We start from the raw sequence: 23,753 nt of genomic DNA, 5'->3' as shown, positions 1-23,753 counted from the left end.
ATTCGCAGGACGAATGGGGCGTTGCCGTCCTACAGTTCGGCCTCGCGCTGGAAGTGGTCGACAGAGGATCTGATCACGTACTTCGAAATCGAGGCACGATTTCCAAGAAGCCCGGACGATTTCCCGCCGACGTGCCTCACCGAGCGGCTGGAGCCGCCGGGGCGACACCAACCCGAATCCGTCCGATCTCGCGCGCCGTCTCAGACACCTCGTGCGCAACTATTCTCAATGAGCAGGGGTTATCCTTACACTTCGATAATCCCACTACTGGCACGCTCGTTGGATATGCGCGCTGCTCGACGGACTCGCAGGACCTTACCGTGCAACAGCAACGACTTCGCGAACTCGGCGTCGCTGAGGACCGGATCTATCTCGACTACGGACTCAGCGGCACTAACAGGGCGCGCCATCTTCGCCGAATTCGAGGTCGACCTGCTCAAGGTGTCATGGCCAACTGTTATCGAACCATTCAGCACGGCAAAGCCAAGGAGAGTGTGTGACGTGACCGCAGAATCGGCGTTTCCCCCGGACCCCGACGACCCCACGCAAACCCTGGCGCTGTTACCAGACCGCTGGCACGAACAGTTCCTCGCCGAATACCGGGCCGGACTCGACGCTGCCCGCGAAGTCGGGCAGTGGCCCGAGCTGCGCGCCCTGCTGCACCGCTGGCGGCTCCGCGCCACCGCCTACACCGACCCCGGTTTCGCCGCCGCCGCACAGGCCGCCCGCGACGCCCGCCCTGAAGACCTTGTTCCGCTGCCGGGGTGGGACGATAAACGGTGAGCTACCGGCCGATGCTCATCGGACGAGCACAGGATCAGTTCGCCGACCTCATCGACCACCCCAGCGCCTACGACGCTCTCATGGAACGGATTATCCGGCTCGCCGACACTCCGTGGGATGCCTGGCCCGTCTACCCCGACGACCAGCCGGACTACCGGGAAACCCAATTCGGCGAGCACGGCCTCCTATCTTTCCGAGTCGATGACAACGCCGAACTCCTGATCATCTTCAACATCCTCTGGACCGGATAACGGTCTTGAAACACTAAGCCGAAGCTGACCTGAAGTGCGGCCCCGAACGATGTTGGGTCGCATGATGTTCCGCGTTCTTCGTCCCGGGTGGACGGCCGGATCGTGTGCGGCAGCTTCGGTCAGTTCGAGCACCTCCACGCGCAACAAACCCGCCCGCGACCGCCGCTGAGCACAATGCGCAAAAGCTCAAAATCGCTTGTTGCGTGGCTATTGCGCACAAGCGCGTCACGGCCGCTATCGATCCGTAGCTTCGAGTGCACCGAGGTGTCGGGACCCCCTCGACATCGGCACCCACGAGGAGCCCACCGTGTTCACTCAGCCAGAACTGACGACGGGAACAAACGCATACCGTGCGACCACCGCCGCGCTTCCGCAGCGCTTGGACGCAAGGCGTGACGGCTATGTCGAGCGCACGGTCATCACGAGTGACGGCGTGCGGCTGGCGGCCCGCGACTACGGCTCTGCCGGTGCCAGCGAGCACACCGTCGTTCTGCTGCACGGTCTTTGCCTGACACAGGCGAGCTGGGCGCTGCAGATCCGTCACCTGGTGCGCCGGTGGGGCAACAGCGTGCGAATCATCACCTACGATCACCGCGGCCATGGCCGCTCGACCGGCGCCGACATGCACACCTACCGAATCGACCGGCTGGCAGCCGATCTCGCTGATGTCCTCACCGCGCTGCGCGTCACCGGGCCCCTCACCCTGGCGGGACACTCGATGGGCGGCATGACGGCGCTGGCGTACCTGGGCCGTCCCGCCGCCGATCGTCCGGTGGAAGCGCAGGGCCTCGTTTTGGTCGCCACGGCGGCCGGCCGCCTCGCCGAGCGGGGGCTCGGGCGCCTACTGGGCACACGCGCCACCGACATGCTGTTCAATCTCGTGCACCGCATGCCCCGGCAAGCCACAGACCACTTCAGCGGGCTGGTGCGGCCGGTATGGCAGGGCCTCAACAAGCACTTTGGCGCCGCGACCACCGGTGCCGCCGCGGTCGCCGCGTCGGCCGTCCACACCATCTCATTGACGACAGCCGTCGGCTTCCTTCCGGGTCTGAAGGAATACGACCAATATCACGCCCTTGCGTCCATCTCCGCGGACACGGTCGTCATCAGCGGGGGAGCGGACCTGGCGACCCCGGCCGCCCACGCACGCGACCTGGCCGCGGCCATCCCGGGCGCCACCCATCTGCATCAACCCAACGCCGGCCACATGCTGGTCGAAGAGCGCCCGCAATGCGTCAGCGAGGCAATCGACTCGGTGATGGGCTTGCACCGCCGATCCGCCACCAGAACGAAAGCACGGGCATCGCGCAATAGTTCACCGACGCCGCAACTCGCTGCTGCCGTGTGCTGATCCGTCGAAAATGGGCTTGTGCCACCTGAATTCAAGTGTTATCGAGTTGCGCCGCCGGCCCTACGACGACGCCGAGCGCAACCAGATGATCGGCTCATCGGTGACCGCTTCACAGTGGCTGGATCACATTCCAACTGGCCGCCGCAAGCTTGTCGTCGCCGATGGCAAGCCGATGTACTTGCGCCGGAGCGACGTCCGCCAGCTGTTGGATCGGCTGACGCTAGCTGCATGTACCCGTGAAGAACTTGGGCCCGTGGCGTTTTCGACAGGCTTTGGGTGATCGCTTCAGAAGCACGTGGCTCCGCAATCATCGAAGAGTTGAGAATCTCCTGGTAGCCGTGCCTCCCATGCTTTGTAGCAAACTACATCTGCCGCTAAAATAGTTAAATATGATATTACCTATCGGTAGTACACCGTGCCGCATTCACTCCCGCAGTTAAGATAGCTATTGTCACAGCGATGCGATTGTTCGTCAGGGCATAGAGAGCGCTGTGGTATTTGCTGAGAGATAGCGCTTCACCGCCGACGCCGACGCGGCCAGGCGGCGCTCGCCGCCGAGGCGCTGCGACCTGTGGCGGGTGCAGCGCACAATGATCTCGCGAGACACCTCAATCTCCGGTCCACGTGATCTGCGACAGCCCAGGTGTCGACTGGCGATGAGAACCCTCCGGCGCCCACTGGCGCCGCCGCTGCTGCTCCGGGTTAGCCGACCCCTTCGGCGATCACCCCGCCCTCACCGCCGGGGTCACCTTCATGTGCACTGCTTTACGGTGCGCCCAAGGTAGCTGGTGGGTGTGGTGTGCCCGGCCTTGTCCCGAGTGAGCGCTTGTGATGAGTCACCGGACGTGAGTCGTATTAGCTTATGCCACAAGCACACCGGCGCCATCCGGTCTTGGTGTGCGTTACTACTGCCTGACATCCACCGACGTTGATCTCCCTGTGCGGCAGCGGTACGGACAAGCCGCACGACTGTTTTCGCCGCCCGCTTGGGTAATCCTGCTGTGGTGCCGCTCGGCGAAATTCACCGGCGCGTCGAGTGACCTGCCTGGTTGTGAGCGGATCGAGACGCGCACGCCATGGCGTTGTCAACACCCGGCGACGACACCGCGTCAGGGGCGTGCTGGATGCCACCAATAAATGATTTTGGCGGGCCGTCAATGTTGGTCTGAGTCACTAATAGCTTTCGGTGCATCTCGTGCGGATTTTGCTGCATGGATATATCACCACAGTTAATTTCCTATTTTGTTGCCACAATTCGTCCAACATATTTCACGGGTACGTTCAATTCGTCGTTATCCAGAACACACAAAGGAGATGGTCGTGGATCTCGCAGCCCGCCCCCACATCACCGCTGGAGTCGCCTTGGCCAGCGCCGCTGTCCTCGCCGCCGGCCCGATGGCCCAGCACCTACCCGATTTTCACGTGGCCCAACAGCTCCGCCAGGTGAGCGTGTCCGAAATCAACCTCACTGGCGCTGCCGACAGCATGATCGATTTGTTCTCTGGAGTGGAGGGTGAGCTGGCCGCGCTGGCCAATGGTGGGGCGGCCGCTGCGGCGACAGCGCCAATCGATGTCCTCAACGACATCGCCCTGCCGTTTAACACGTATGTGAACACGTTGGCGTCGGGGGCGACCAACTTGGGGTGGATTCTTAACCATTGGGGCACCACGACACCGTTCCCGATCCTGCAGCAGGTCGCCGCGAATGCGTTGCAGTACGGAATCGACTATGTGACGCCGTATCAGACCGCGGCGACAAACTTGACCAACGCCGTCGCCAAGCTGGGGCCGACAGTTCAAACCGGACTGGCCGACATCGCGGCAGGCCAAGTCCAAAAGGGCGTGTTCTACCTCTACCAAAACCTGTTCCAGCTGAAGTTTATCGGGGTGACACAACCCCTGGAGACGATCTTGAAGATCCCGGCCTACATGACGCAAAACCTTGCCAACGCCACCGCCTATCTCACCAGTACGGGTGTGACGCAGCTCGGGAACTATGGCCTGAGTCTGGCCACGGTCTCGTTTAACCAGCTGGCCGCAAGCCTGCAGTCGGTCTATAACGCGTGGAATGCCGGGGATGCGTTCGGGGCGGCGAGCCAACTGGTCAATACACCGGGCTCGGTGCTGTTCGCCTTGATCAACGGCTACCAGACCAGCGCGACTAATGGTGTCACCGGTGGGTTGCTCAGCAGTCCGGTATGGGGCAAGAGCGGCGCTAACGGCCTCCTCAATGAGGTGTTGAACGTGCTCGACCCGGGTACCGCAGGACAAATTGTGGCCCCCAACGCCCAAAACATCACCAACGGCGGCAGTCTGGTGACCGCGGCCCAGAGCTTCTTCAACACGCTGACCAACGGGTGGCCCTCCCTGAATACGGCTATCGCCTCGATCACCAACGACATCTCGGGGACCTTGACCTCGATGCTGCAAAGCCTGCCCTCAGTGATCGCCAGTATCCCGTCGATCCTGGGCAACGTCGCCACCACCGTGGGAAGCCAAGTCGCATCTTTGATCGCCACCATCCTCAAAATGCTTTAGCTGGTGGAAGCATGCCCACACGGCAAGAGATAAGGCCCGACCGCAGCACCACAGGAAAAGCTGAGGAGACCAGCAGATACCCACTGCTCATAGCCAGAAACAACCGCCAAAAGCACTCCAGTCACGTCCACGCCAGCTCATTGGTGGACCGACGCTAAGTCCAGTGCAGGTCGCCGTTGCGAGCGGGTGACCTGCCAACGGCAATCGGCCCCCTTCCGCAAGAAGGGGGCCGATTCGGTTTCGGTGAACCGTTTTTCGACGTGCTGAACCGCCTCGAATACTCATAGGTCTGGAGCCAGTCGCCACAGAATGTCGGCCGCGGGCTCCGCGGTGGCGTGCCGGTAACCGGCGCCGCCCACAGGTGGACATAGTCGGGCTTCCCCGCCACTGCGGCGGCCTTCCGATGGACGTACGCCGGAGCGACGTCCGCCAGCCGTTGGATCGTCTGACGCTAGCTGCATGTACCCGTAAAGAACTTGTGCCCGTGGCGTTTTCGGGTGACTTTGGGTGATCGCTTCAGAAGCACGCAGATCCGCAATCATCGCAGAGCCGAGAATCTGCTGGTAGCCATGTCGCCCATGCTCTGTAGCAAACTTCATCTGCCGCTAAAATAGTTAAATATGATATTACCTATCGGTAGTACGCCGCGCCCCATTCACCCCCGCACTTAAGATAGCTATTGTCACAACGATGCGATTGTTCGCCAGGGCATAGAGAGCACTGTGGTATTTGCTGAGAGATAGCGTTCCACCACCGGCACCGACTCGGCCCACCCGTACTGGTCGTCGCCGCGGCGCCTGTAGCGGCACGTGGCGCACCAGGACATCGCGAGGCGCCTCAATCTCCGGTCCACGTGATCTGGGACAGCCCGGTGTCGACTGGCGACGAAAACCTTCCCGCACCCACTGAGGCCACTGCTGCTCGGAGTTGACCGATCCCTTCGGCAATCACCCCGCCCTCACTCGCCGGGCCACCTGCCTGCGCACTGTTTACAGTCCGCCCCAAGGGTGGAGGGTGCGGTGTGCCCGACCCTGTCCCGGTAAGCGCTTATGGATCGCTTGACGCGATCGGTATTAGCTTGTGCTACAACCACACCGGCGCTGTCCGGTCTTGGTGTGCACTGACCCTTGTCGGTTGTCTCTGACTGCACCGACGGTTATCTCCTCGTGCCGTAGCGGTACGAACAACCCGCACGACTGTTTTCACCGCCCACTCACCGCAGCATGCTGAGGCGCTGCCCGGTGCAATCCGCCGGCACGTTGAGGGGCAGTGCCCTGCCTGGCTATAAGTGGATCGAGACGCTCACCTCATGGCTTTCTCGACGCCAGGCCAACCGACACCATGCCACACGCTTACTGACTAATTCTCATGCTGCCCATAAATGATTTTGGTGGCCCTTCGATATGCTCTGAGCCGGTAATAATTTTCCGCTCACTTCGCGTGGGTTTTGCTGCATGGATATATCACTGCAGTTAATTGCCTATTTTTTGACGATAATTCAGCCAACGTATTTTACGGGTACATTCAATTCGTCATTATCCAGAATGCGTAAAGGAGATGGTCGTGGACCTCGCAGCCCGCCCCCAGATCACCGCTGGAGTCGCCTTGGCCAGCGCGGCTGTCATCGCCGCAGGCCCGATGGCCCAGCACCTACCCGACCTACATCTGACCCAACAGCTCCGCCACGTGAGCGTGTCCGAAATCAACCTCACCGATGCCGCCGCCAGCGCGATCGATTTGTTCTCCGGCGTGGAAAACGAACTCGCCTCACTCGCCGGCGGATCAGTCGCGGCCGGCGTGCCGGCCGCCAGCATCAGCGTCAATCCGGTCCAGACGTGGATTAGCGCCTTTCAGACGGCGGCAACGAACTTCCAGACTATTTACAATAAATGGAGCGCCATTCCCTTCCCGCTGCTGCAGCAGGTGGTGGCCAACGACGTCGGCTACGCCAATTATTACCTCAACGCATATCAAAGGGCTGCGAACGGAGTCTTGACCTACTTCACTAGCACCACTGGTATCAACCATTTCTTTCCGGCGCTTGTCGGCGGGGTCGCCGACTTCCAGGCGGGCAACATCACAGGTGGTATTAATGCGTTTTACGATGCTTTCTATGATTTTCCAGTTTCGCAGATCCTTGAACCCTTGGAAAATATTCTGAGAATCCCTTCCTATATGGCAACTAATTTGTCGAACGCGTTGAATTACTTGACAACCACCGGTCTGACCTATTTCGGTCTGTCGGCTCTCATCGGGCTCCCTGGCGTAATCGAGACCGCGTTAGCTAAAGGCATGCAGACCGCTTACACGTCCTGGGCCAGTGGCGATTACCTCAACGGTGTGCTCAACCTGCTCAATGTCCCTGGCCTGATGGCTAACGCTGCCCTCAACGCTGGTGGGGGCGGCGTGTTTGGGAGCGGGTTCGGCGTGCTCAATACGCTCGGGGTCACCATCCCTGGTGCCGTCACCAAGGATATCGTTTCCCCTGTTGCCGGTACCCCCAATATTTTGGCCGGTGGGAGCCTCTCGGCCCAGATCCAGGCTTTCGCGAACAATCTGGTCACTGGTTGGCCATCCCTGCAGACGGTTGTCGGTGATGTCAGCAACCTCGTGAACAATTACCTGCTGCCGATCGTGAGGGGTTCACTGTCTAATCTCCCGTCGGTGTTTAGCAATATTGCCGGAACGATCACAACCCAGGTCGGGGCGTGGATCTCCGCGATCCTGCGGCTGCTCTAAGTCCGGTGCAGGTCGCCGTTGCGAGCCGGTGACTTGCCAACGAATCGTCCCCCTTCCGCAAGAAGGGGGACGATTCGTTGTACGCCCAGCAGGCGCATTCGCTTGGAGGCGCCCTACGAAACCTTCGCATCTGAAGCTAGCCGCCGCAGAATGTCGGCGGCTGGCTCCGCGGTGGCGTGCCGGTAACCGGTGCCCGCCCACAGGTGGACATAGTCGGGCTTGCCCGCCGCGGCGGCGGCTTTGCGCAACGGGCTGGTGAGATGGTGGAGCGCCGGATAACCCAGCGGTGCCTCCGTCTCGTGGGCGTCGATGAAGGCGTTGCGCAGGCCGCGGGCAGGGCGCCCGGTGAAGGCCCGGGTGAGCACCGTCTCGGTGCGGGCGGGATCGATCAGCGCCGCCTGGTGGGTGGCCGAGGCACCGCTTTCGGTGGCCCGCAGCAAAACCGTTCCGACCGCGGCCGCCGCGGCGCCCGCGCGGATCACCTCGGCCACGGCCGCGGGGGTGGCGAGACCGCCCGTGGCGATCACCGGGAGCGGCACCGTCGCGACGATCCGTTGGACGAGGTCGACGATCGGGACCGGCGTCAATGGCTTGCGCGGCGAGAGCGTGCCGGAATGCCCGCCGGCGGCCGCCGCCTGCACGGCGAGCATGTCGACGCCGGCGTCATGGGCTTGCGCCGCCTCGTCGGCCGTTGTCACCGTCTGCACCACAACGCTATTGGCCTGCCGCAGCGCGGCGATCACGCTGCGCGGCGGTACGCCGAAGGTGAACGACACCATCGGGACCGGGTCGTCGAGCAACAGCGCGATCTTCTCGTCGAACCCGTCGTCGTCCTCGATCGGCTCGGCGGGAAGGGTCAGGCCGAACTGGTCGGCCTCCCTCTGAATGGCGGCGGCGTAGGTCCGGTAGCTGTCGGGGTCGACCGGCAGCGGGTTGGGGACAAACACGTTGACGCCAAACGGGATTCCCTCGGCCCGAACGCTCGTGATCTCGGCCTCGACCGCCTCCACGGTCTTGTACCCGGCCGCCAGCACGCCCAGGCCGCCGGCCCGCGCCGCGGCCGACACCATCGCCGGGGTCGTGGGGCCGCCCGACATCGGTGCGGCGATGAGAGGAATGGACATCCCAAACCGTGCCAGCATTTCAGTGCCCTTCCGTGATCAAGCGCCGCCTCGACAATATCGGCGGTCGCGCCGCCGGTCGCCGGTCACTGGCGAGCGTGCGCAGAATGCCACGGCCTGCGGCGTGTCGGCGTACAAACACGCCCGCTCGCGCGGGGGTGGTGGCGGACCTGACAGGATGCTCCAGCGTGAAGCGACCCAACTTTCTGGTGATCGTGGCGGACGACCTCGGGTTCTCCGACATCGGCGCGTTCGGCGGTGAAATCGACACGCCCAACCTGGATCGACTGGCCTACGCCGGGATCCGGTTCACCGATTTCCACTCCGCCCCGGCCTGCTCGCCCACCCGGGCGATGCTGTTGACGGGAACCGACCACCACATCGCCGGCATCGGCACGATGCTCGAGGTGGCGATCCCCGGGTTCCAGGGCGCGCCCGGCTACGAGGGCTATCTCAACGACCACGTCGTCGCGTTGCCGGAGCTGCTGCGCGACGCCGGATACCTGACGCTGATGTCGGGAAAGTGGCATCTGGGTGCCACCATCGAGACGTCGCCGTGGGCCCGCGGGTTCGAGCGCTCGTTCGCCCTGCTGCCGGCCGGCGCCAGCCATTACGGCGGTGCGGCGGGCGGCGGGTTCTCGCCCGTGCCAACGCTTTACACCGAAGACGACCGGTTCGTCACGGTCGGCGACGACTTCTACTCGTCGGACTCCTACGCCGACACGCTGCTGCGCTACCTCCGCGAACGCTCCCCGGATGACGACCGACCGTTCTTCGCCTATCTGCCCTTCCAGGCGCCGCACTGGCCGCTGCAGGCGCCCGACGAATCCGTGGCCAAGTATCGCGGCCGCTACGACGCCGGGCCGGACGCCTTGCGCGAGGAGCGTCTGGCGGCGCTCAAGCGGCTCGGCCTGTGCCCGCCCGACGTCGAGCCGCACCCGGTCGTGGCCGACGGCGCCCCGGAGTGGGCCGACATGACCGACGAACAGCGCGCGGTGTCGGCCCGCAGCATGGAGGTCTACGCCGGGATGGTCGACCGGATGGACTACAACATCGGCCGGGTGATCGACTACCTGGCCGACACCGGCGAGCTGGACAACACGGTCGTCATCTTCCTGTCCGACAACGGCGCCGAGGGCGCGATGGTCGAGGCGATGCCGCTCCGCGGCCCCCAAATCGTCGCGCAGATCGAAAAGCATTGCGACAACAGTCTCGACAACCTCGGCCGCCCCACCTCGTTCATCTGGTACGGTCCGCGCTGGGCGCAAGCGGCCACGGCGCCGTCGCGCCTGCACAAGGCGTTCACCACCGAAGGCGGCATCCGGGTGGTGGGTTTCCTCACCTGGCCGGGCTTCGCTCGTCAGGCCGAGATCGGCGCGGCGTTCACGACCGTCATGGACATCGCCCCCACCGTGCTGGAGCTCGCCGGCATCGCACATCCCGGCACCGCCTACCGCGGCCGCGACATCGAACCCATGCGGGGCCGCTCGCTGGTGGCGTACCTGTCGGGCGACAGCGACGCGGTACACGACGCCGATACGGGTACGGGCTGGGAGTTGTTCGGCCGCAGGGCAATTCGTCAGGGCGACTGGAAGGCGCTCTACCTGCCCGCGCCGTACGGTCCGGGCAGCTGGCAGCTCTACGACCTGTCCGCCGACCCGGGCGAGATCGACGACCTGGCCGCCTCGCACCCCGACAAGCTGGCGGAGCTCCTGGCGCTGTGGGACCGCTACGTCGAGGAAACCGGCGTGCTCCTGGAGCCCGTGTCGGTGTTCGACGCCGATATGCTTGGGCGCTGATGGGTGAGACAACCACCTGCGTGATCATCGGGGGTGGCCCGGCCGGGATGGTCCTGGGCCTGCTGCTGGCGCGGGCCGGTGTGGAGGTCACCCTGCTGGAGAAGCACGGCGACTTCCTGCGCGACTTCCGCGGCGACACCGTGCATCCCACCACGATGCGGCTGCTCGACGAGCTCGGCCTGTGGGAGCGCTTCACAACCTTGCCCTTCACGGCCGTCAGGAAGGCGAAATTCGAGTCCGACGGGCGCTCGGTCACCTATGTCGACTTCGAGCGGCTCCGCCAACCCCACCCCTTCATCGCGATGGTGCCGCAGTGGGACCTGCTCAACCTGCTCGCCGACGCGGCCCAGGCCGAGCCCAGCTTTACCTTGCGGATGAAGACCGAGGCCACCGGGCTGCTGCGGGAGGGCGGCCGGGTCACCGGGGTGCGCTACCGGGGACCCCAGGGCGCCGGTGAGCTGCGGGCGGAGTTGACCGTGGCGTGCGACGGCCGCTGGTCGATCACGCGTCGCGAGGCCGGGTTGAAGACCCACGAATTCCCGGTGAACTTCGACGTGTGGTGGTTCAGGCTGCCGCGCGAAGGCGCCGCGGAATTCTCCTTCCTGCCCCGCGTCGCGCCCGGCAAGGCCCTCGGCGTCATCCCCCGAGACGGCTACGACCAGATCGCCTACCTGGGCCCCAAGGGGACCGACGCCCAGCTGCGCGCCCGAGGCATCGAGGCGTTCCGCCGCGACGTCGGCGCGCTGCTGCCGGAGTCGACGGACTAGGTGGCGGCGCTGACGTCCATGGACGACGTCAAGCACCTCGACGTCCGGGTGGATCGGCTGCGCCCGTGGCACACCGAGGGGTTGCTGTGCATCGGCGACGCCGCCCACGCGATGTCTCCGTTCGGCGGCGTCGGCATCAACCTGGCGGTCCAGGACGCCGTCGCGGCCGCGACCATCCTGGCCGAGCCGCTTCGCCGGCACCACGTCACGGTTCGCGACTTGGCGGCGGTTCGCCGCCGCCGCCTCCTTCCCACCGTGGTGACCCAGGCGGTGCAACGGGTGTTGGCGAGCAGGCTGCTTGGCCCGCTGCTCCGCGGCGCGGATCCCACCCCGCCGGCGGCCCTGCTCGACCTGGTTCGGCGGCTGCCGTGGCTGTCGGTCATCCCGGCGTATTTCATCGGAGTCGGGGTTCGGCCCGAGCACGCTCCCTCATTCGCGCGCCGCGGCGCCTAAGCCGAGGCCGCCGCACCTAGCTCCATCGAGTGTGCGCTCACGGCTTTCGTTGTGAACGTACGGCGGGATTTCGGCGCTTTCTTGCGCCCAGGACGCACACTCGACGCCCAGGACGCACAGCCGACGCCCGGAGCATAGGGCGCCGAGCGACCCGCGGCGAGTGCTAGCGTCGGGTCCGTGTCTGGACAGGTGCGGATTGGCGTCCTGGGCGCGGCCCGCATCGCGCCCCTGGCGCTGATCAGCCCAGCCAAGGAAAACGACGACGTGGTAGTCGCCGCGGTGGCGGCACGCGATGCGTCGCGGGCGCGGGCCTTTGCCGCCAAGCACGGCATCCCGAAAGTCCACGAAAGCTACGAGGCGCTGATCGCCGACCCGGGCCTCGACGCGGTCTACAACCCGCTGCCGAACGGCTTGCACGGCCGGTGGACCCGCGCCGCCCTGGCCGCCGGGAAGCATGTGCTGTGCGAAAAGCCGTTCACCGCCAACGCGGCCGAGGCCCGTGAGATCGCCGAACTCGCCGCGACGTCGGACCGGGTGGTGATGGAGGCCTTCCACTATCGCTACCACCCGCTGAGCCGGCGCGTCGAGGAGATCATCGCCTCGAACGAACTCGGCACGCTCAAGCGAGTGGAGGCCGCCCTGTGCTTCCCGCTGCCGAAGTTCTCCGACATCCGCTACAACTATTCGCTCGCCGGCGGCGCGACGATGGACGCCGGTTGCTACGCGGTCCACATGGTGCGCACGTTCGGCGGTTCGACCCCGGAAGTCGTTTCGGCGCAAGCGAAATTGCGCGACCCGCAGATCGACCGAAGCATGACGGCCGAGGTGGTGTTCGCCGGCGGCCACACCGGCCGGATCCGCTGCTCGTTGTGGTCGTCGCACCTGCTGCAGATCAGCGCCCGCGTCGTCGGCGAAGACGGCGAGTTGCGGGTCTTCAATCCGGTGATGCCCAACATCTTCCATCGGCTCTCGGTCCGGTCACCCGCCGGCCGGCGCGTCGAGCGTTTCGGGCGACGCCCCTCCTACGCCTATCAGCTCGACGCGTTCGCCGCGGCGGTGCTGCGCGGCGAACCGGTCAAGACGACCCCGGAGGACGCGGTCGAGAACATGACCGTCATCGACGCGATCTACCGTGCCGCCGGCCTTCCGCTCCGCAATCCCAGCTGAACGCTAACCCGTTCGCCCAGGCGGCATTTCCGTAAGCAAACGACGCGCCGCCTCGACGCAGGGGCGGAGGCGATCGATGGGGCCGACGCCGGCCAGCGCCAGCGACCGCCTCGGCACCTCGATTTCGATGATGATGTCGGAGGGAAGCGCGGAAAGTATGTCGCCAAGCGGTAATTCGCCTTCGCCGGGAACCATGCGCTCAAACATGGCTTCCTCCATGTAGTTTTCGACGCGCGGCCGCAGCGTCGTGTCGTTGAGTTGGGCATAGCCGATGTGCGCGGGGTCGATCGCCGCGACATCGGCTGCGCCGGACCCGGATCGCACCAGGTGCATCGTGTCGATCAGCAATCGGAAGTCGGGGCGTCCGACGTGGTCCCGGGCGGCCAACGCGGTGGGCAAGTCGCCGATGGTCAGGCCCGGGACCGGTTCGACCACCGTCTGGATGCCGCGCTGAGCGGCAAGATCCGTCAGGATCGCGAACTGGTCGAGCGTGCGGCCGACATCGGGGTCGAGGCTGACGACGTTTATCCGGGGAACGCCGAGCTCGGCCAGGACGTCGAGATCCGCTGAGAACGCGTGCATGTCGGCGTCGGGCAGCACCAGAAAGCCGTCGCCGAGCGAGATCGTGACGCCGCGAGCGTTCATGGCGGCGAGCGTCTCGCGCTTGAGCGTCGCGTCGTCCTTCAGCGAGAAGGGCGGATAGCCGAGTGGCACCAACGCGGCTCCCCGCACCACGGTCGACATGTGCCCGCAGCCAAGGTCCGCCGTCAGGTTGACGAGTTCCACTGGCGGAAGCCCAAATCCACCGAGGAATCCAATGCCCAGCCGGTCCATCAGGTGGGGCGCCCCGCCAGTTGGGCCAACTGGTCGGCGGCTTGACGCGTTTGGGTGGTCAGCGCGATGCGCCCCGACGTCACGTGCTCTTCGATAGTCGGCGCTTCCAGGACGAGGTCCTCGCGGATGAAGGCGACATGGTCATGCGGATGCGCGGCGGTAAACGACGCCCACGCCGCCGCCGACACCGGGTCCATCGTCAGCGTCACCTCGTAGAAACCCGACGTCAGCGACCTCGGCGGGTCCACGCGTGTCAGCGCAAGCTGCATGGTCTGCGGAGCCAGCGTGTAGAGGGTGGCCCGGGCGAGGTCGCACGTGACCAGGATGGTGGTCGGCGCCACCGGGGCGTTCGGATTCGTCGCGGGGCACTTGTCCGGCGTCGTCGGCTGTGATTTCTGCACCGGCCGAACCGGCAAGGGCTGGATGCGCGCCGCGAGCGGCGCCGACTGGGCCGTCGCCGACGCCGGGGTGGCGGTCGACGTGGTGGCTGGGGCCCGGCGCTGCGTCGAGTGGCAACCGGAGATCGCCAGGCCGAGCAAAACGACGCTCAGCAGCCCGGCGCCGGCGGCTTGGCGAGGGATCATCCCAACACACTTTCAGCTAAGAAACCGTCGCGCCAGTGTGGCCCGGTCCGTAGACCCCTTTACTGACACTACAAATATAGAGTAGTCTTTCGGTCCGAGCGATGGACAAACGACGCAAGCCCAATCCAACGGAGCGCCGCCGCGACCTATGCGATGCGGCGATCCAGCTGCTGGCCGACGACGGGGCGAAGGGGTTGAGTCACCTTAAGGTCGACCGCAAGGCCGGCGTGCCGGACGGAACGACCTCGTTCTACTTCCGGACCCGCTCGGCGCTGTTGCGCGCCGCGGCCGAGCGGCTGGCCGAGCTCGACCTGGCGAGCCTGCAATCGGTCGCCGATGGCTCCGGCGGTGATGGCGAAGGCCCCACGCCGTCGCGGCTGTCGCAGGTGGTGATCCAGGCCGGTGGCGAGCCGCAGCTGTCCCGGACGAAGGCCAGATACGAGCTGACGATGCAGGCCACCCGCGACCCGGCGCTGGCCGCGATTCTGCAGCAGGCGATGGAGGGATTCACCAAGCTGCACCGCGAAATCCTGGTGCGGTTGATGCCGCGCGGCGCCGAGCTGGAACCGGCCGTCGTCGAGGACCTCAGCAACGTGACCCTGACGTTCATCAACGGGCTGCTGCTGCGATTCACCCACGACGATCGGATTATCGACAGCCCCGAACGGCTCGACGCCATCCTGGCGGCCATCGCGACCGGGATCCTGAAGAGCCCGGACAAGGGCCGGCTGACCGAGACCGGTGGCCCGGGTTGACCGCGCGCGCCTCCGGGTCTTGCCAGCGCGGTCACCGTATGGTTCTCGGCCGGCGCCGAATTCGGTCAATTCGCCGGCAGCTACGCAACCGGGTGAAAGAGTGGGAGAGGGTTCATGCCTGAATACGACTACGAAGAGATGAAAAAGGAAGCCGCGCAGTACATCAGGTTCGAGAAGGACAAGAAGAACCGGATCGCCTACATCACGTTCGATCGTCCCGAGGCGCAGAACTCCACCACGCTGGGGATGCGGCAGAACTATGCCGATTTGATCCACAAGTGCAACGTCGACGACGACGTGAAGGTCGTGGTGATCCGCGGCGAAGGGGAGGACTTCGGCAGCGGCGGGGACCTGCCCGAACAGCGTGGAATGCTCGAGAACCCGGGCATGCCGCTGCTGCACGAGCTGGCGATCAACGACGACGACGTCACGTATCCACCGGGCGGATCGTATCGCTATCTGTCCACCGTTACCGACTTCTACGCCAAGGCGCGCGCGGGAAACCGCCCCCTGCAAGAGCTTCGAAAGATCAGCATCATCGAGGCCAAGGGCTACTGCTACGGGTGGCACTTCTATCAGGCCGGCGACGCCGACCTGGTGGTCGCTTCCGACGACACGCTTTTCGGGCACCCGGCCTTCCGCTACGTGGGCTGGGGGCCGCGGCTGTGGTGGTGGGCGGAGACGATGGGTCTGCGGAAATTCTCCGAAATGTTGTTCACCGGAAGGCCGTTCAGCGCGAAGGAGATGTACGAGTGCGGCTTCGTCAACAGCGTGGTGCCGCGCGACAAGCTGGAAGACGAGACGCTGAAGTACGCGCTGGCATGCTCCCGCTCCCGGCCGACCGACACCGTCGCCGTGCAGAAGACCTTCCTGGAGTTGTACAAGCAGCACAAGGGGGAGTACTTCGGGAGCCTGCTCACCGGCATGGTCGAGGGAATGCTGCCGATGATCGCCAACGACCGGGAGAACGACGTCGACCTCACCGAGGGAACTTTCAGCAAGGGCCTCAACAACGTGGTGAAGGACAACGACTTGAACTTCCCGCCCGAGTGGCGCCTGAGCCGCTCGGGACGCAAGAAGCCCTGACCCGGCCATGTCGGCACTGATGGGCATCAGGGTCGTTGAGCTGGCCGGGTCTGTCGCGGGGGAGTACTGCGGAAAGCTGTTGGCCGACTTCGGCGCCGAGGTGATCAAGGTCGAGGCGCCGGGGTGCGGCAGCCCCACCCGGGCGATGGCGCCCATCCTCGCCGACGGTCCCGACGGCAGCGGGCTGTTCGCCTATCTCAACACCAACAAGCAGTCCGTCGTGCTCGACGTCGAGCGGCTGCACGGGCTCATCGGCACCGCGGACGCGGTCATCGAAGACCGCGCCACGGACTGGTCCGAACGCCACCCCGGCGTGGTGTTCTGCTCGATCACCCCCTATGGGCGGGGCGCGGCCGCCGAGTTCGGAAACGCGAAGAGCATCAACGTGTTCCACGCGAGCGGCTGGGGGTATCACACCCCGAGCCATGCCGATCCCGGCAAGCCTCCGCTGCGCGGGCCGGGGCGCTTCCTGGCCGACTACGAGGCGGGACTGGACGCGGCGCTGTGTGTCGCGTCGTCACTGTTCGGGCGCCTGCACACCGGGCAGGGCGAGGCCATCGACCTCTCCCAGCACGCCGTGCTGGTCTCCCGCGCCGACTGCATCGTGGGCCGATTCATCACCGACGAGGTCCCGGCCGCGGGCGGCCGCCACGATTACGACCAGGCGGGCCCGGCGGCGTTCTTCCCCTGCGCCGACGGCTTCGTCTACCTGTACATCACCAGCCGGGCCCACTGGCAGGGCGTCAAGGCCCTCCTGGGTCATCCGGCATGGCTGGACGCCTTCGACGACGACTGGCTGGAGTTCTCCGTCACCGAGGACAAGGTCGCCGCGTTTCGGCGAGGGTTCGCGGCCTGGGTGCGGGATTTGGCCAAGGAGTCCGCGGCCGACGCGGCCCAGCGTCTGGGCGTGCCGCTGGTGCCGGTCAACGGTGCCGCGGATCTGCACCACTCGCCGCAATACCGCCACCGCGGATTCTTCCAGGACGTAAGGCACCCCGTCCTGGGTCACGCGGCCTATCCGACAGTGCCGTATGCGCTCGGCGCATCGCCCGTCGAAATCACCTCCGCTGCACCGACTCTCGGCCAGCACACCGGGCCGGTCCTGGATCGGCTCGACGCCCCGCACCCACCGCCGGCGGTCACGTCGGCACAACTCAAGGCGGCCAGGGATCCCCGCGGTGGGCCGCTGGCCGGGGTACGGGTCGTCGAACTCACCAAGGTGTGGGCCGGCCCGTACGCCGGCAAGCTGCTGGCGCTGTTGGGCGCCGAGGTGATCAAGGTCGAAACCGCCGCCAGCCCCGAGGAGATGCGCGCCTACGGGGGCACCGACATCGACCACGCCCCTTACTTTTTGAGCATCAACCCCGAGATCCTGAGCGTGGACCTCGACATCAAGTCGGCCGACGGCATGGCGCGGCTGCGGGAGCTGATCGCGCGCAGCGACATCGTCATCAACAACCTGCGTCCGGGAGCGATGGAGCGGCAGGGCCTGGGGTACGAACAGCTCAAGGCGATCAAGCCGGACATCATTTCGGTGTCGATCAAGATGTGGGGCAACGACGGACCGCTCGGTCACCAAACCGGTTACGCGCCATGCTTCGCCGCGCTGGCCGGGCTCGCTTCGCTGGTCGGCTACCCCGGTGGCCCTCCGCTCGGCACGAGCATGCGCTACGGCGATTCCACGGTCGGCGCGGCCGCCGCGTACGCTGCCGTGGTGGCATTGCTGCATCGCGAATTCAGCGGCGCGGGCCAATTCGTCGACGTGTCGGCCGTGGAGACGCTGTCCTCGATGATCGGGGACAGCCTGCTCGAACAAAGCCTGACCGGGAAACGCCTTGGGCCCGACGGCAATAACCACCCCGACATGTGCCCGCACGGCTGCTACCCCTGCTCGGACGGCACGTGGGTCGCCGTGGCCGTGGCCGACGACGCCGAATGGCGCCGGCTGTGCGACGTGCTCGGCGCCGGGGAGCTGGCCCGCGACGCGCGGTACGCCACGATGGCCGACCGACACCGTCACGCCGAGGCGCTGGACGCCGACCTCGCGCGCCACACCCGAAGCCACGATGCGGAGCGGCTGGCGCAGCGGCTGCGCGCGGCGGGCGTGCCGGCAAATAAGAGCGCCACCGCGATGGATGTCATTGGCGACCAACGATTGTGGGATCGCGAGCTGTACCGCTTCGTCACGGATCACCGCGAAGGCCAGCGCCCGATTGTGGGACCGCCGTGGCGGCTGGCGCGCTCCCCGGCGCGGATCGCGCGGGGCGCACCGGACTTGGGCGAGGACAACGAGTACGTTCTGCGCGAGATCCTCGGCGCCGGATCGCCGACCGGGGACCGGACATGACGGGGGTACTGGCGGACACCGCGGCCCTGGTGAGCGGCGCCAGCAGCGGTATCGGCGCGGCCGCCGATTCGCCGCGCGGCGTGGCGGATCTGGTCACCATCAGCTCCACCGCCGCACTCGACGTTTGCGAGGGAACCGGCACGGAATAGAGTAACCGCGTGAATCCGCTGCAGCGGGTGGCGCGAAACCCGACGGCATACCGCTGGCTGGTCCTCAGAGGGCGACCGATCGCCGAGCTGCTCGAAGCCCTGCTGCGGTTCGTGACCGGTGGACGTTTCGGCGTCCTGGACCTGACCGGCCTGCCCAACGTGCAGATCACCACGTCGGGGCGCAAGACGGGCCTGGCCCGCACGGCCACGGTGCAGTGCGTGCCCACCGACGACGGGCTGATGGTGGTCGGCTCCAACTGGGGCCGCGAACGACACCCGTCGTGGTCGGCGAATCTCAAAGCGGCGGAACGGGTCAGCGTTCGCAGACGCGGCCATCGCTTCACCGCGAAGGTGCGGCTGCTGACCGGCGAGGAACGCGAAAGGGCATGGGCCACTGTCCTGCGGCACTGGCCGAACTATCAGATCGCCCAGGATCGCGCCGGGGGACGCCAATTTCGGCTGTTTCTTCTCACGCCGACCACATGACGTCGGTCGCGAGCCGCGACCGCAATTCAGGGCCGGGCTTGACCGGCCGAACGCCCGTTCCCGAGGTCGTTGAGGACGCGACCGCAACAATGACCACACCAACACCGGGCGCATCGTTGGTTACCCCCGGGGGGCAATGATGCTGTCTGAAATGTGATGTCGTATGCGCTATCACGTTAGCGAATTAGTCATGGAGAAGTTCGACGGTGCCGGTGTGGCTGGTGGTGCGCAACGCCGCCAACCCGAGACCCCGCTCAGCCGCCGAGCCCCTTCTTGACGGCCGCGTCTTGTTTCTGGCCGACGTCGCTGACGAAGTCCTGCGGCGGCAGCGTGTCGACCGGGCCGTCGAATTCCAGCGTGACGAAGGCCTTGCCCTCGGTGAACATCAGTATCGTCACGCCCTTGGAGTTGTCCGGTGCGTTGCCGGACAGCGCGGTTCCGCCGGTACCGACGTCGACCGAATCCGTCGTCGGGTTTTTGACGGCGTTGCCCTGCCCGCCTTTCGCCGCGTTCAGCGCGTTGGTGGCGGCGGCGGGGTCCGCGAAGACCTGAATGGTGTCCTTGATCGCGTGGCCGCCGTCCTGGGTGCTGAATGTCGTCGCGACCCCGGGTTGGCCGTTCGGATTGCTGGCGGGCGGGCCGCCAGTGAACTCGATCGGCGCGTTGATGTCGGTCGCCTGGATCAGCAGCCCGGTGTAGTCGGTCGGCTGCGCCGGCGCCGAGGAAGTCGGCGCCGGGCTGTGGCCGCTCGTGGCCGAGGTGGACGATCCCGCCTTCGACGTCGATGATGGCGAAGACGCCGGCTTGCCGCCGCAGCCTGCCACCGACGCCGTCAGGGCCGTCGCCGCGGCTATGCCCCCGACAACCGTCCGAGAAATCCTCATCGCACCGGGCTCCTTCCAGGCTCCTTCGGAAACACAGTCGACCCGTTCCCGAATCGCACAGTACCTCGCGTCGCGCCGCCGAAGGCCCTGGTGGTCGAGGAACCGGCTACTCCAGCTGGTCACGCAGGCGGCGCAAGGTGTTGGCCAGGATGCGCGAGACCTGCATCTGCGAGACCCCGATTCGCTCGGCGATCTGGCTTTGGGTCATCGACTCGAAGAACCGCATGTGCAGAACCTGACGTTCGCGCTGGGGAAGCTCGGCCACCAGGACGCGCACCGCCTCGCGGTTGGTGATGTGCTCGATTTGCGGATCGATGTCGCCGACCGCGTCAGCCACCAATCGGGGCTTGCCCGAACCGTCCGCGCCGAGGGGCGCGTCCAGCGAGTCGAGCCGATAGGCGTCGCCCGCCACCAGGCATTCCACGATTTCCTCGCGCGGGACCCCCAGCACCTGGGATAGCTCGCCGGCCGTGGGGGCGCGCCCCAGCTTCTGAGCCAGATCTCCGGTGGTCCTGCTGATCTGGACGTGTAGCTCGCGCAACCGTCGCGGCACACGCATGCCCCAGCTGTAGTCGCGGAAATAGCGCCGGACCTCGCCCATCATGGTGGGAACGGCGAACCCGATGAAGCTGGGCCCCTTCGAGGGGTCGAATCGGTTGACGGCGTTCATCAACCCCAGGCGGGCGACCTGGGTCAGGTCGTCGATGCCTTCGCCCCGCCGGGCGAAGTGGCGGGCCACATGGTCGGCCAGGGGCAGGCATCTGGCCACGATGCGTTCACGTTGCCGGCCGTACTCGTGGGACTCGGCCGGCATCCGGCGCAACGCTACGAACATCTCGACAACGTCGTCGTAGGAATCGTCCGATTGCGCGCGGGACGGCCGAGTCGGGCGGACTGGCGTCGCTACATCGGTCATGGGCTCAAGCGCGCCTTCCGGATCCGGCGCGTCGGGTAAACGCAAGCGTACGAACAGGTTTGCATCGCTGGCACACTTCCTTCGGTCGTGTGCAGTGGGACATCGCGGGCAGTGCGCAGTCGTCCCGCTGCACCCGTATCCGCACGGACGAGTCTGTGTCAGCGCACGCAGTGATAGGAAAGAGTGACTGGGCTGATATCGGCGAGCCACGCCGAGCCCAGCAGCCGTGCGGCTGAGTGACCGCTTTGAGCTAAACGGCGACATGTCCGAAACGGACTTCACTCGAGACTATACGCCCCCTCGCGTGAACCGGCGATCGCTCACCCCGCGGCGGGCGAGACCGGCTCCGGCGACGGTCGCCCGGCGCTCGCGGGCACGAAACGCTTTGGCCTGCGGTTCTCATTTCCGGTCCGCCTGGGTACTGTTCGGCTCATGTTCGCCAACCCGCCGTCCGGCAGTGGTCGTTATGGCCGTCGAGAATGCCGCGCGCACAACGCATTCCGGTGTCCGGGCCGATGAGTGGCCAGAACCTCCTGGCCGGGCGCGGCGTGGTGGTGTCCGGCGGCAGCCGCGGCATCGGACGCGCCGTCGCCGAACTGCTCTGCACCCTGGGCGCCGGCGTGGTCGTCAACGGGCGCGACGCCGATGCCGTTGAGGAGACCGTCGCGGCGATCACGGCGTCGGGAGGGCGAGCCAGCCCGGTCATCGGGGCCGCGGACGACGAGCGCATAGCCGGCGCCCTCGTCGACGAATGCATCGCCAGGTTCGGGCGGTTGGACGCGCTGATCAATTGCGCCGGCGTCGCCGAGCCCGCGGGTTCGTCGATCCTGACCATCTCGCCGGAGGAATTCGACCGCCTGATAAGCGCGCACCTCGGCACGGCGTTTCATACGTCCCGGGTCGCGGCCCGCGTCATGGCCTCACAGGGGCACGGCGCGATCGTCAACACCGGTTCCGTGGCCTTTCTCGGCGACTACGGCGGCACCGGGTACCCGGCGGGCAAAGGCGCCGTCAACGGGCTGACGATGGCCATCGCGGCGGAACTGAAGGCCCACGGCGTGCGGGCCAACGTGGTGTGCCCCGGCGCGCGGACGCGACTGTCCACCGACGTCGAGTACGAAAAGCACATCGAGGACCTCCACCGCCGCGGGTTGCTCGACGAGATGACCATGCGGGCGTCACTCGACAGCGCTCCGGCCGCGTTCGTGGCCCCGCTCTACGCCTATCTCGTCAGCGACCTGGCGCGCGACGTGACCGGCCAAATATTCGTTGCCGCGGGCGGATTCGTCGGCCGCTTCGATCGGCGCGCGCCGCGCGTGCTGGGGTATCGCGATCACCATGACGCCGGGCCGTGGGCGGTCGGGGACCTGCACACGATGATCGGCGCACCGGCGGCGTCGGGGTGAGCGTCGGACGTCGGCGCCGTTGAACCGGTGGGGGCGGGCTTACGTATCCAAGAGGGTGACGGGCCGAAGCGAGGTTTCTGAGCGTCCGACGGCCACATCGCCCATTCGGGCGCTCGTCATCGGCGCCGGGGTGAGCGGCATCTCCGTGGCCCGGGGACTGCTGCGGGACGGTCATGACGTCACGGTCGTCGACCAGCGTGGAGACACGCGCGCCGGCGGCGGCGCCGTGACCATCTGGTCCCACGGCGAGACGGTGCTGAGGCAGTTGGGCGTCGACATGGACGGGGCCGGTCAGCTGGTCTCCAGCGTGCGGGTGACGACGTCTCGGGGGCGCCGGCTGGCGGCCTTGGACGTGAACGCGATGGTGAATCGGCTGGGGGCACCCGTTCGGATGGTCCCCCGAAGTGTCCTGATGGAACGGCTGCTGGACGGCTTCCCCACCGACCGCATCCGAGGCAGCTCCCGCGCGGTGAAGATCCTGACGACGCCCACCGACGCGCGGGTCGGATTCGAGGACGGCAGCTCGATCGACGGCGACGTGGTGATCGGCGCGGACGGTCTGCATTCGATCGTTCGCGATGTCGTCGGCGCCCCCGCCGCCGAGCCGACCGGTTGGTGCAGCTGGCAGGGCCTCGTCAGCCTGCCCGGCCTCGCCGACAAGCATGTGGCAATGGTCGTCATCGGCGAGCGCGGAAACACCGGCGTGTGGCCGGCGGGCGGCTCGGACGTGCAGTGGTGGTTCGACTTGCCGTGGTCCCGCGACTTCGTGCGGCCCTGCCACCCGATTGACGCGCTCCGGTCCAATTTCAGCGGCTGGTCCGAGGCCGTCGATCTCGTGCTCGCGAACCTGACCGACGAACACCTGGCGGGCTCACCGTACCCGCATTTCCGGCATCCGATTCCCCGCGCGTCGGCCCCCGGCGCGGTGACGCTGCTCGGCGACGCCGCCCACACCATGCCGCCGACCCTCGCGCAGGGAACCAACCAGGCGCTGCTCGACACGATGGTGCTGCGCAAGGCGCTCGCGGACCTCCGCCGTGGCGGAGACCTTTCCAGGGCGCTGCGCCGGTACGAGCGGACCAGGCGGCGCCAGGTCGCGGCCGTGTCCCGGGTGGCGTCGCTGCAAGTGGCCCACGGTGAGTCCGCGCTACGACCGGCGGCGTTGATCCCGGACCGAGCACACACCTGGATGCTGACCACGTTTCTGCGGTGGACCAGCCACCGCCGGATGTCGGCCCGGATCGATCGTGGCCTCCGGACCGCAACCCCCATCGAGCCGAGTCGCCGGTGAGCCGGCCCAGCGCGGCCGAACTGGCCGCACCACACGATGCCGGCGA

Annotated in this window: 20 protein-coding genes and 2 pseudogenes; 16 read left to right on the top strand and 6 right to left on the bottom strand. The window is 66.4% G+C overall.

The genetic code is table 11. From position 1 onward, the window contains the following. Positions 1-53 precede the first annotated feature (53 nt). The 5 genes from G6N25_RS24360 (at position 54) to G6N25_RS21775 (ending at position 4,923) form a co-directional block, all read left to right on the top strand. A complete protein-coding gene (locus G6N25_RS24360; RefSeq protein WP_308204516.1) occupies positions 54-500 on the top strand; it encodes a recombinase family protein in 447 nt (148 codons plus the stop codon). 1 nt (position 501) lies between these two features. Then, complete coding sequence (locus G6N25_RS21790) at positions 502-783, top strand: DUF6247 family protein (protein ID WP_083074084.1); 282 nt, start codon at positions 502-504, stop codon at positions 781-783. Beyond that, complete coding sequence (locus G6N25_RS21785; protein WP_083074085.1) at positions 780-1,034, top strand: hypothetical protein; 255 nt, start codon at positions 780-782, stop codon at positions 1,032-1,034. Before G6N25_RS21790 ends, G6N25_RS21785 begins: the two co-directional genes overlap by 4 nt. A gap of 307 nt (positions 1,035-1,341) precedes the next feature. Continuing rightward, entirely contained in the window at positions 1,342-2,385 is a 1,044-nt protein-coding gene (locus tag G6N25_RS21780; protein WP_083074086.1) for an alpha/beta fold hydrolase, read from the top strand. A 1,245-nt stretch (positions 2,386-3,630) separates the two neighbouring features. After that, entirely contained in the window at positions 3,631-4,923 is a 1,293-nt protein-coding gene (locus G6N25_RS21775; protein WP_142272629.1) for a hypothetical protein, read from the top strand. 281 nt (positions 4,924-5,204) lie between these two features. Here the strand turns inward: G6N25_RS21775 and G6N25_RS24355 are convergent. Continuing rightward, positions 5,205-5,326: pseudogene (locus G6N25_RS24355) on the bottom strand (nitronate monooxygenase); the annotation flags it as partial. Positions 5,327-6,486: 1,160 nt separating this feature from the next. Here G6N25_RS24355 and G6N25_RS21765 point away from each other — a divergent pair. Beyond that, on the top strand, positions 6,487-7,662 hold the full coding sequence (locus tag G6N25_RS21765; RefSeq protein ID WP_142272630.1) for a hypothetical protein: 1,176 nt from the start codon (positions 6,487-6,489) through the stop codon (positions 7,660-7,662). A gap of 113 nt (positions 7,663-7,775) precedes the next feature. Here the strand turns inward: G6N25_RS21765 and G6N25_RS21760 are convergent, their stop codons facing one another. Further along, positions 7,776-8,804 carry an NAD(P)H-dependent flavin oxidoreductase gene (locus G6N25_RS21760; protein ID WP_083074089.1) on the bottom strand — a complete coding sequence of 343 codons (1,029 nt, stop codon included), beginning with the start codon at positions 8,802-8,804 and terminating at the stop codon, positions 7,776-7,778. A 167-nt stretch (positions 8,805-8,971) separates the two neighbouring features. Between G6N25_RS21760 and G6N25_RS21755 the strand changes: the two genes are divergently transcribed. The 3 genes and pseudogenes from G6N25_RS21755 (at position 8,972) to G6N25_RS21745 (ending at position 12,969) form a co-directional block, all read left to right on the top strand. Beyond that, a complete protein-coding gene (locus G6N25_RS21755; protein ID WP_083074131.1) occupies positions 8,972-10,582 on the top strand; it encodes an arylsulfatase in 1,611 nt (536 codons plus the stop codon). Beyond that, positions 10,582-11,802: pseudogene (locus tag G6N25_RS21750) on the top strand (FAD-dependent oxidoreductase). Before G6N25_RS21755 ends, G6N25_RS21750 begins: the two are co-directional and overlap by 1 nt. Positions 11,803-11,979: 177 nt before the next feature. Then, positions 11,980-12,969: a Gfo/Idh/MocA family protein gene (locus G6N25_RS21745; protein WP_083074090.1), complete on the top strand. Its 990-nt coding sequence runs from the start codon at positions 11,980-11,982 to the stop codon at positions 12,967-12,969. 3 nt (positions 12,970-12,972) lie between these two features. Here the strand turns inward: G6N25_RS21745 and G6N25_RS21740 are convergent, their stop codons facing one another. Both G6N25_RS21740 and G6N25_RS21735 read right to left on the bottom strand, forming a co-directional pair. Further along, positions 12,973-13,803: a sugar phosphate isomerase/epimerase family protein gene (locus G6N25_RS21740; protein WP_083074091.1), complete on the bottom strand. Its 831-nt coding sequence runs from the start codon at positions 13,801-13,803 to the stop codon at positions 12,973-12,975. Continuing rightward, a complete protein-coding gene (locus G6N25_RS21735; RefSeq protein ID WP_083074092.1) occupies positions 13,803-14,387 on the bottom strand; it encodes a SecDF P1 head subdomain-containing protein in 585 nt (194 codons plus the stop codon). The genes G6N25_RS21740 and G6N25_RS21735 overlap by 1 nt, the downstream gene beginning before the upstream one ends. A 101-nt stretch (positions 14,388-14,488) precedes the next feature. Here G6N25_RS21735 and G6N25_RS21730 point away from each other — a divergent pair, with 101 nt between their 5' ends. From G6N25_RS21730 to G6N25_RS21710, 5 genes are all read left to right on the top strand, one after another. Beyond that, entirely contained in the window at positions 14,489-15,142 is a 654-nt protein-coding gene (locus tag G6N25_RS21730) for a TetR/AcrR family transcriptional regulator (RefSeq protein ID WP_083074093.1), read from the top strand. A 114-nt stretch (positions 15,143-15,256) separates the two neighbouring features. Further along, positions 15,257-16,228, top strand: coding sequence for an enoyl-CoA hydratase/isomerase family protein (locus G6N25_RS21725; protein WP_083074094.1), 972 nt, complete (start codon positions 15,257-15,259; stop codon positions 16,226-16,228). Positions 16,229-16,235: 7 nt separating this feature from the next. Further along, positions 16,236-18,575 (top strand): CaiB/BaiF CoA transferase family protein, encoded by a 2,340-nt coding sequence (locus G6N25_RS21720; protein ID WP_083074095.1) that lies wholly within the window; start codon positions 16,236-16,238, stop codon positions 18,573-18,575. Next, positions 18,572-18,724 carry a hypothetical protein gene (locus G6N25_RS21715; protein ID WP_158084875.1) on the top strand — a complete coding sequence of 51 codons (153 nt, stop codon included), beginning with the start codon at positions 18,572-18,574 and terminating at the stop codon, positions 18,722-18,724. The genes G6N25_RS21720 and G6N25_RS21715 overlap by 4 nt, the downstream gene beginning before the upstream one ends. A gap of 9 nt (positions 18,725-18,733) precedes the next feature. Then, a complete protein-coding gene (locus tag G6N25_RS21710) occupies positions 18,734-19,210 on the top strand; it encodes a nitroreductase family deazaflavin-dependent oxidoreductase (protein ID WP_083074096.1) in 477 nt (158 codons plus the stop codon). Between the two features lie 254 nt (positions 19,211-19,464). Here the strand turns inward: G6N25_RS21710 and G6N25_RS21705 are convergent, their stop codons facing one another. Together G6N25_RS21705 and G6N25_RS21700 are read right to left on the bottom strand one after the other, a co-directional pair. Then, positions 19,465-20,094, bottom strand: coding sequence for a hypothetical protein (locus tag G6N25_RS21705; protein WP_083074097.1), 630 nt, complete (start codon positions 20,092-20,094; stop codon positions 19,465-19,467). Positions 20,095-20,200: 106 nt separating this feature from the next. Beyond that, on the bottom strand, positions 20,201-21,010 hold the full coding sequence (locus G6N25_RS21700; protein WP_083074098.1) for a SigB/SigF/SigG family RNA polymerase sigma factor: 810 nt from the start codon (positions 21,008-21,010) through the stop codon (positions 20,201-20,203). Positions 21,011-21,525: 515 nt separating this feature from the next. On the opposite strand from G6N25_RS21700, the gene G6N25_RS21695 reads away from it, so the two are divergent. Next, positions 21,526-22,416 (top strand): SDR family NAD(P)-dependent oxidoreductase, encoded by an 891-nt coding sequence (locus tag G6N25_RS21695; RefSeq protein ID WP_083074132.1) that lies wholly within the window; start codon positions 21,526-21,528, stop codon positions 22,414-22,416. A gap of 55 nt (positions 22,417-22,471) precedes the next feature. Continuing rightward, complete coding sequence (locus G6N25_RS21690; protein WP_232065880.1) at positions 22,472-23,707, top strand: FAD-dependent oxidoreductase; 1,236 nt, start codon at positions 22,472-22,474, stop codon at positions 23,705-23,707. Positions 23,708-23,753 lie beyond the last annotated feature (46 nt).

Source organism: Mycobacterium heidelbergense (assembly GCF_010730745.1).
GTDB lineage: Bacteria > Actinomycetota > Actinomycetes > Mycobacteriales > Mycobacteriaceae > Mycobacterium > Mycobacterium heidelbergense.
Note: the sequence above shows the minus strand (reverse complement) of the source record. Positions and strands in the feature narration are given on the sequence as shown.

Bases quoted from the DNA above. Each gene is read 5' to 3' on its own strand.
- G6N25_RS21725 (WP_083074094.1), top strand. From the start codon at position 15,257: ATGCCTGAATACGACTACGAAGAGATGAAAAAGGAAGCCGCGCAGTAC.
- G6N25_RS21705 (WP_083074097.1), bottom strand. From the start codon at position 20,094: ATGAGGATTTCTCGGACGGTTGTCGGGGGCATAGCCGCGGCGACGGCC.
- G6N25_RS21735 (WP_083074092.1), bottom strand. From the start codon at position 14,387: ATGATCCCTCGCCAAGCCGCCGGCGCCGGGCTGCTGAGCGTCGTTTTG.
- G6N25_RS21730 (WP_083074093.1), top strand. From the start codon at position 14,489: ATGGACAAACGACGCAAGCCCAATCCAACGGAGCGCCGCCGCGACCTA.
- G6N25_RS21695 (WP_083074132.1), top strand. From the start codon at position 21,526: ATGAGTGGCCAGAACCTCCTGGCCGGGCGCGGCGTGGTGGTGTCCGGC.
- G6N25_RS21700 (WP_083074098.1), bottom strand. From the start codon at position 21,010: ATGACCGATGTAGCGACGCCAGTCCGCCCGACTCGGCCGTCCCGCGCG.
- G6N25_RS21740 (WP_083074091.1), bottom strand. From the start codon at position 13,803: ATGGACCGGCTGGGCATTGGATTCCTCGGTGGATTTGGGCTTCCGCCA.
- G6N25_RS21715 (WP_158084875.1), top strand. From the start codon at position 18,572: ATGACGGGGGTACTGGCGGACACCGCGGCCCTGGTGAGCGGCGCCAGC.
- G6N25_RS21720 (WP_083074095.1), top strand. From the start codon at position 16,236: ATGTCGGCACTGATGGGCATCAGGGTCGTTGAGCTGGCCGGGTCTGTC.
- G6N25_RS21760 (WP_083074089.1), bottom strand. From the start codon at position 8,804: ATGCTGGCACGGTTTGGGATGTCCATTCCTCTCATCGCCGCACCGATG.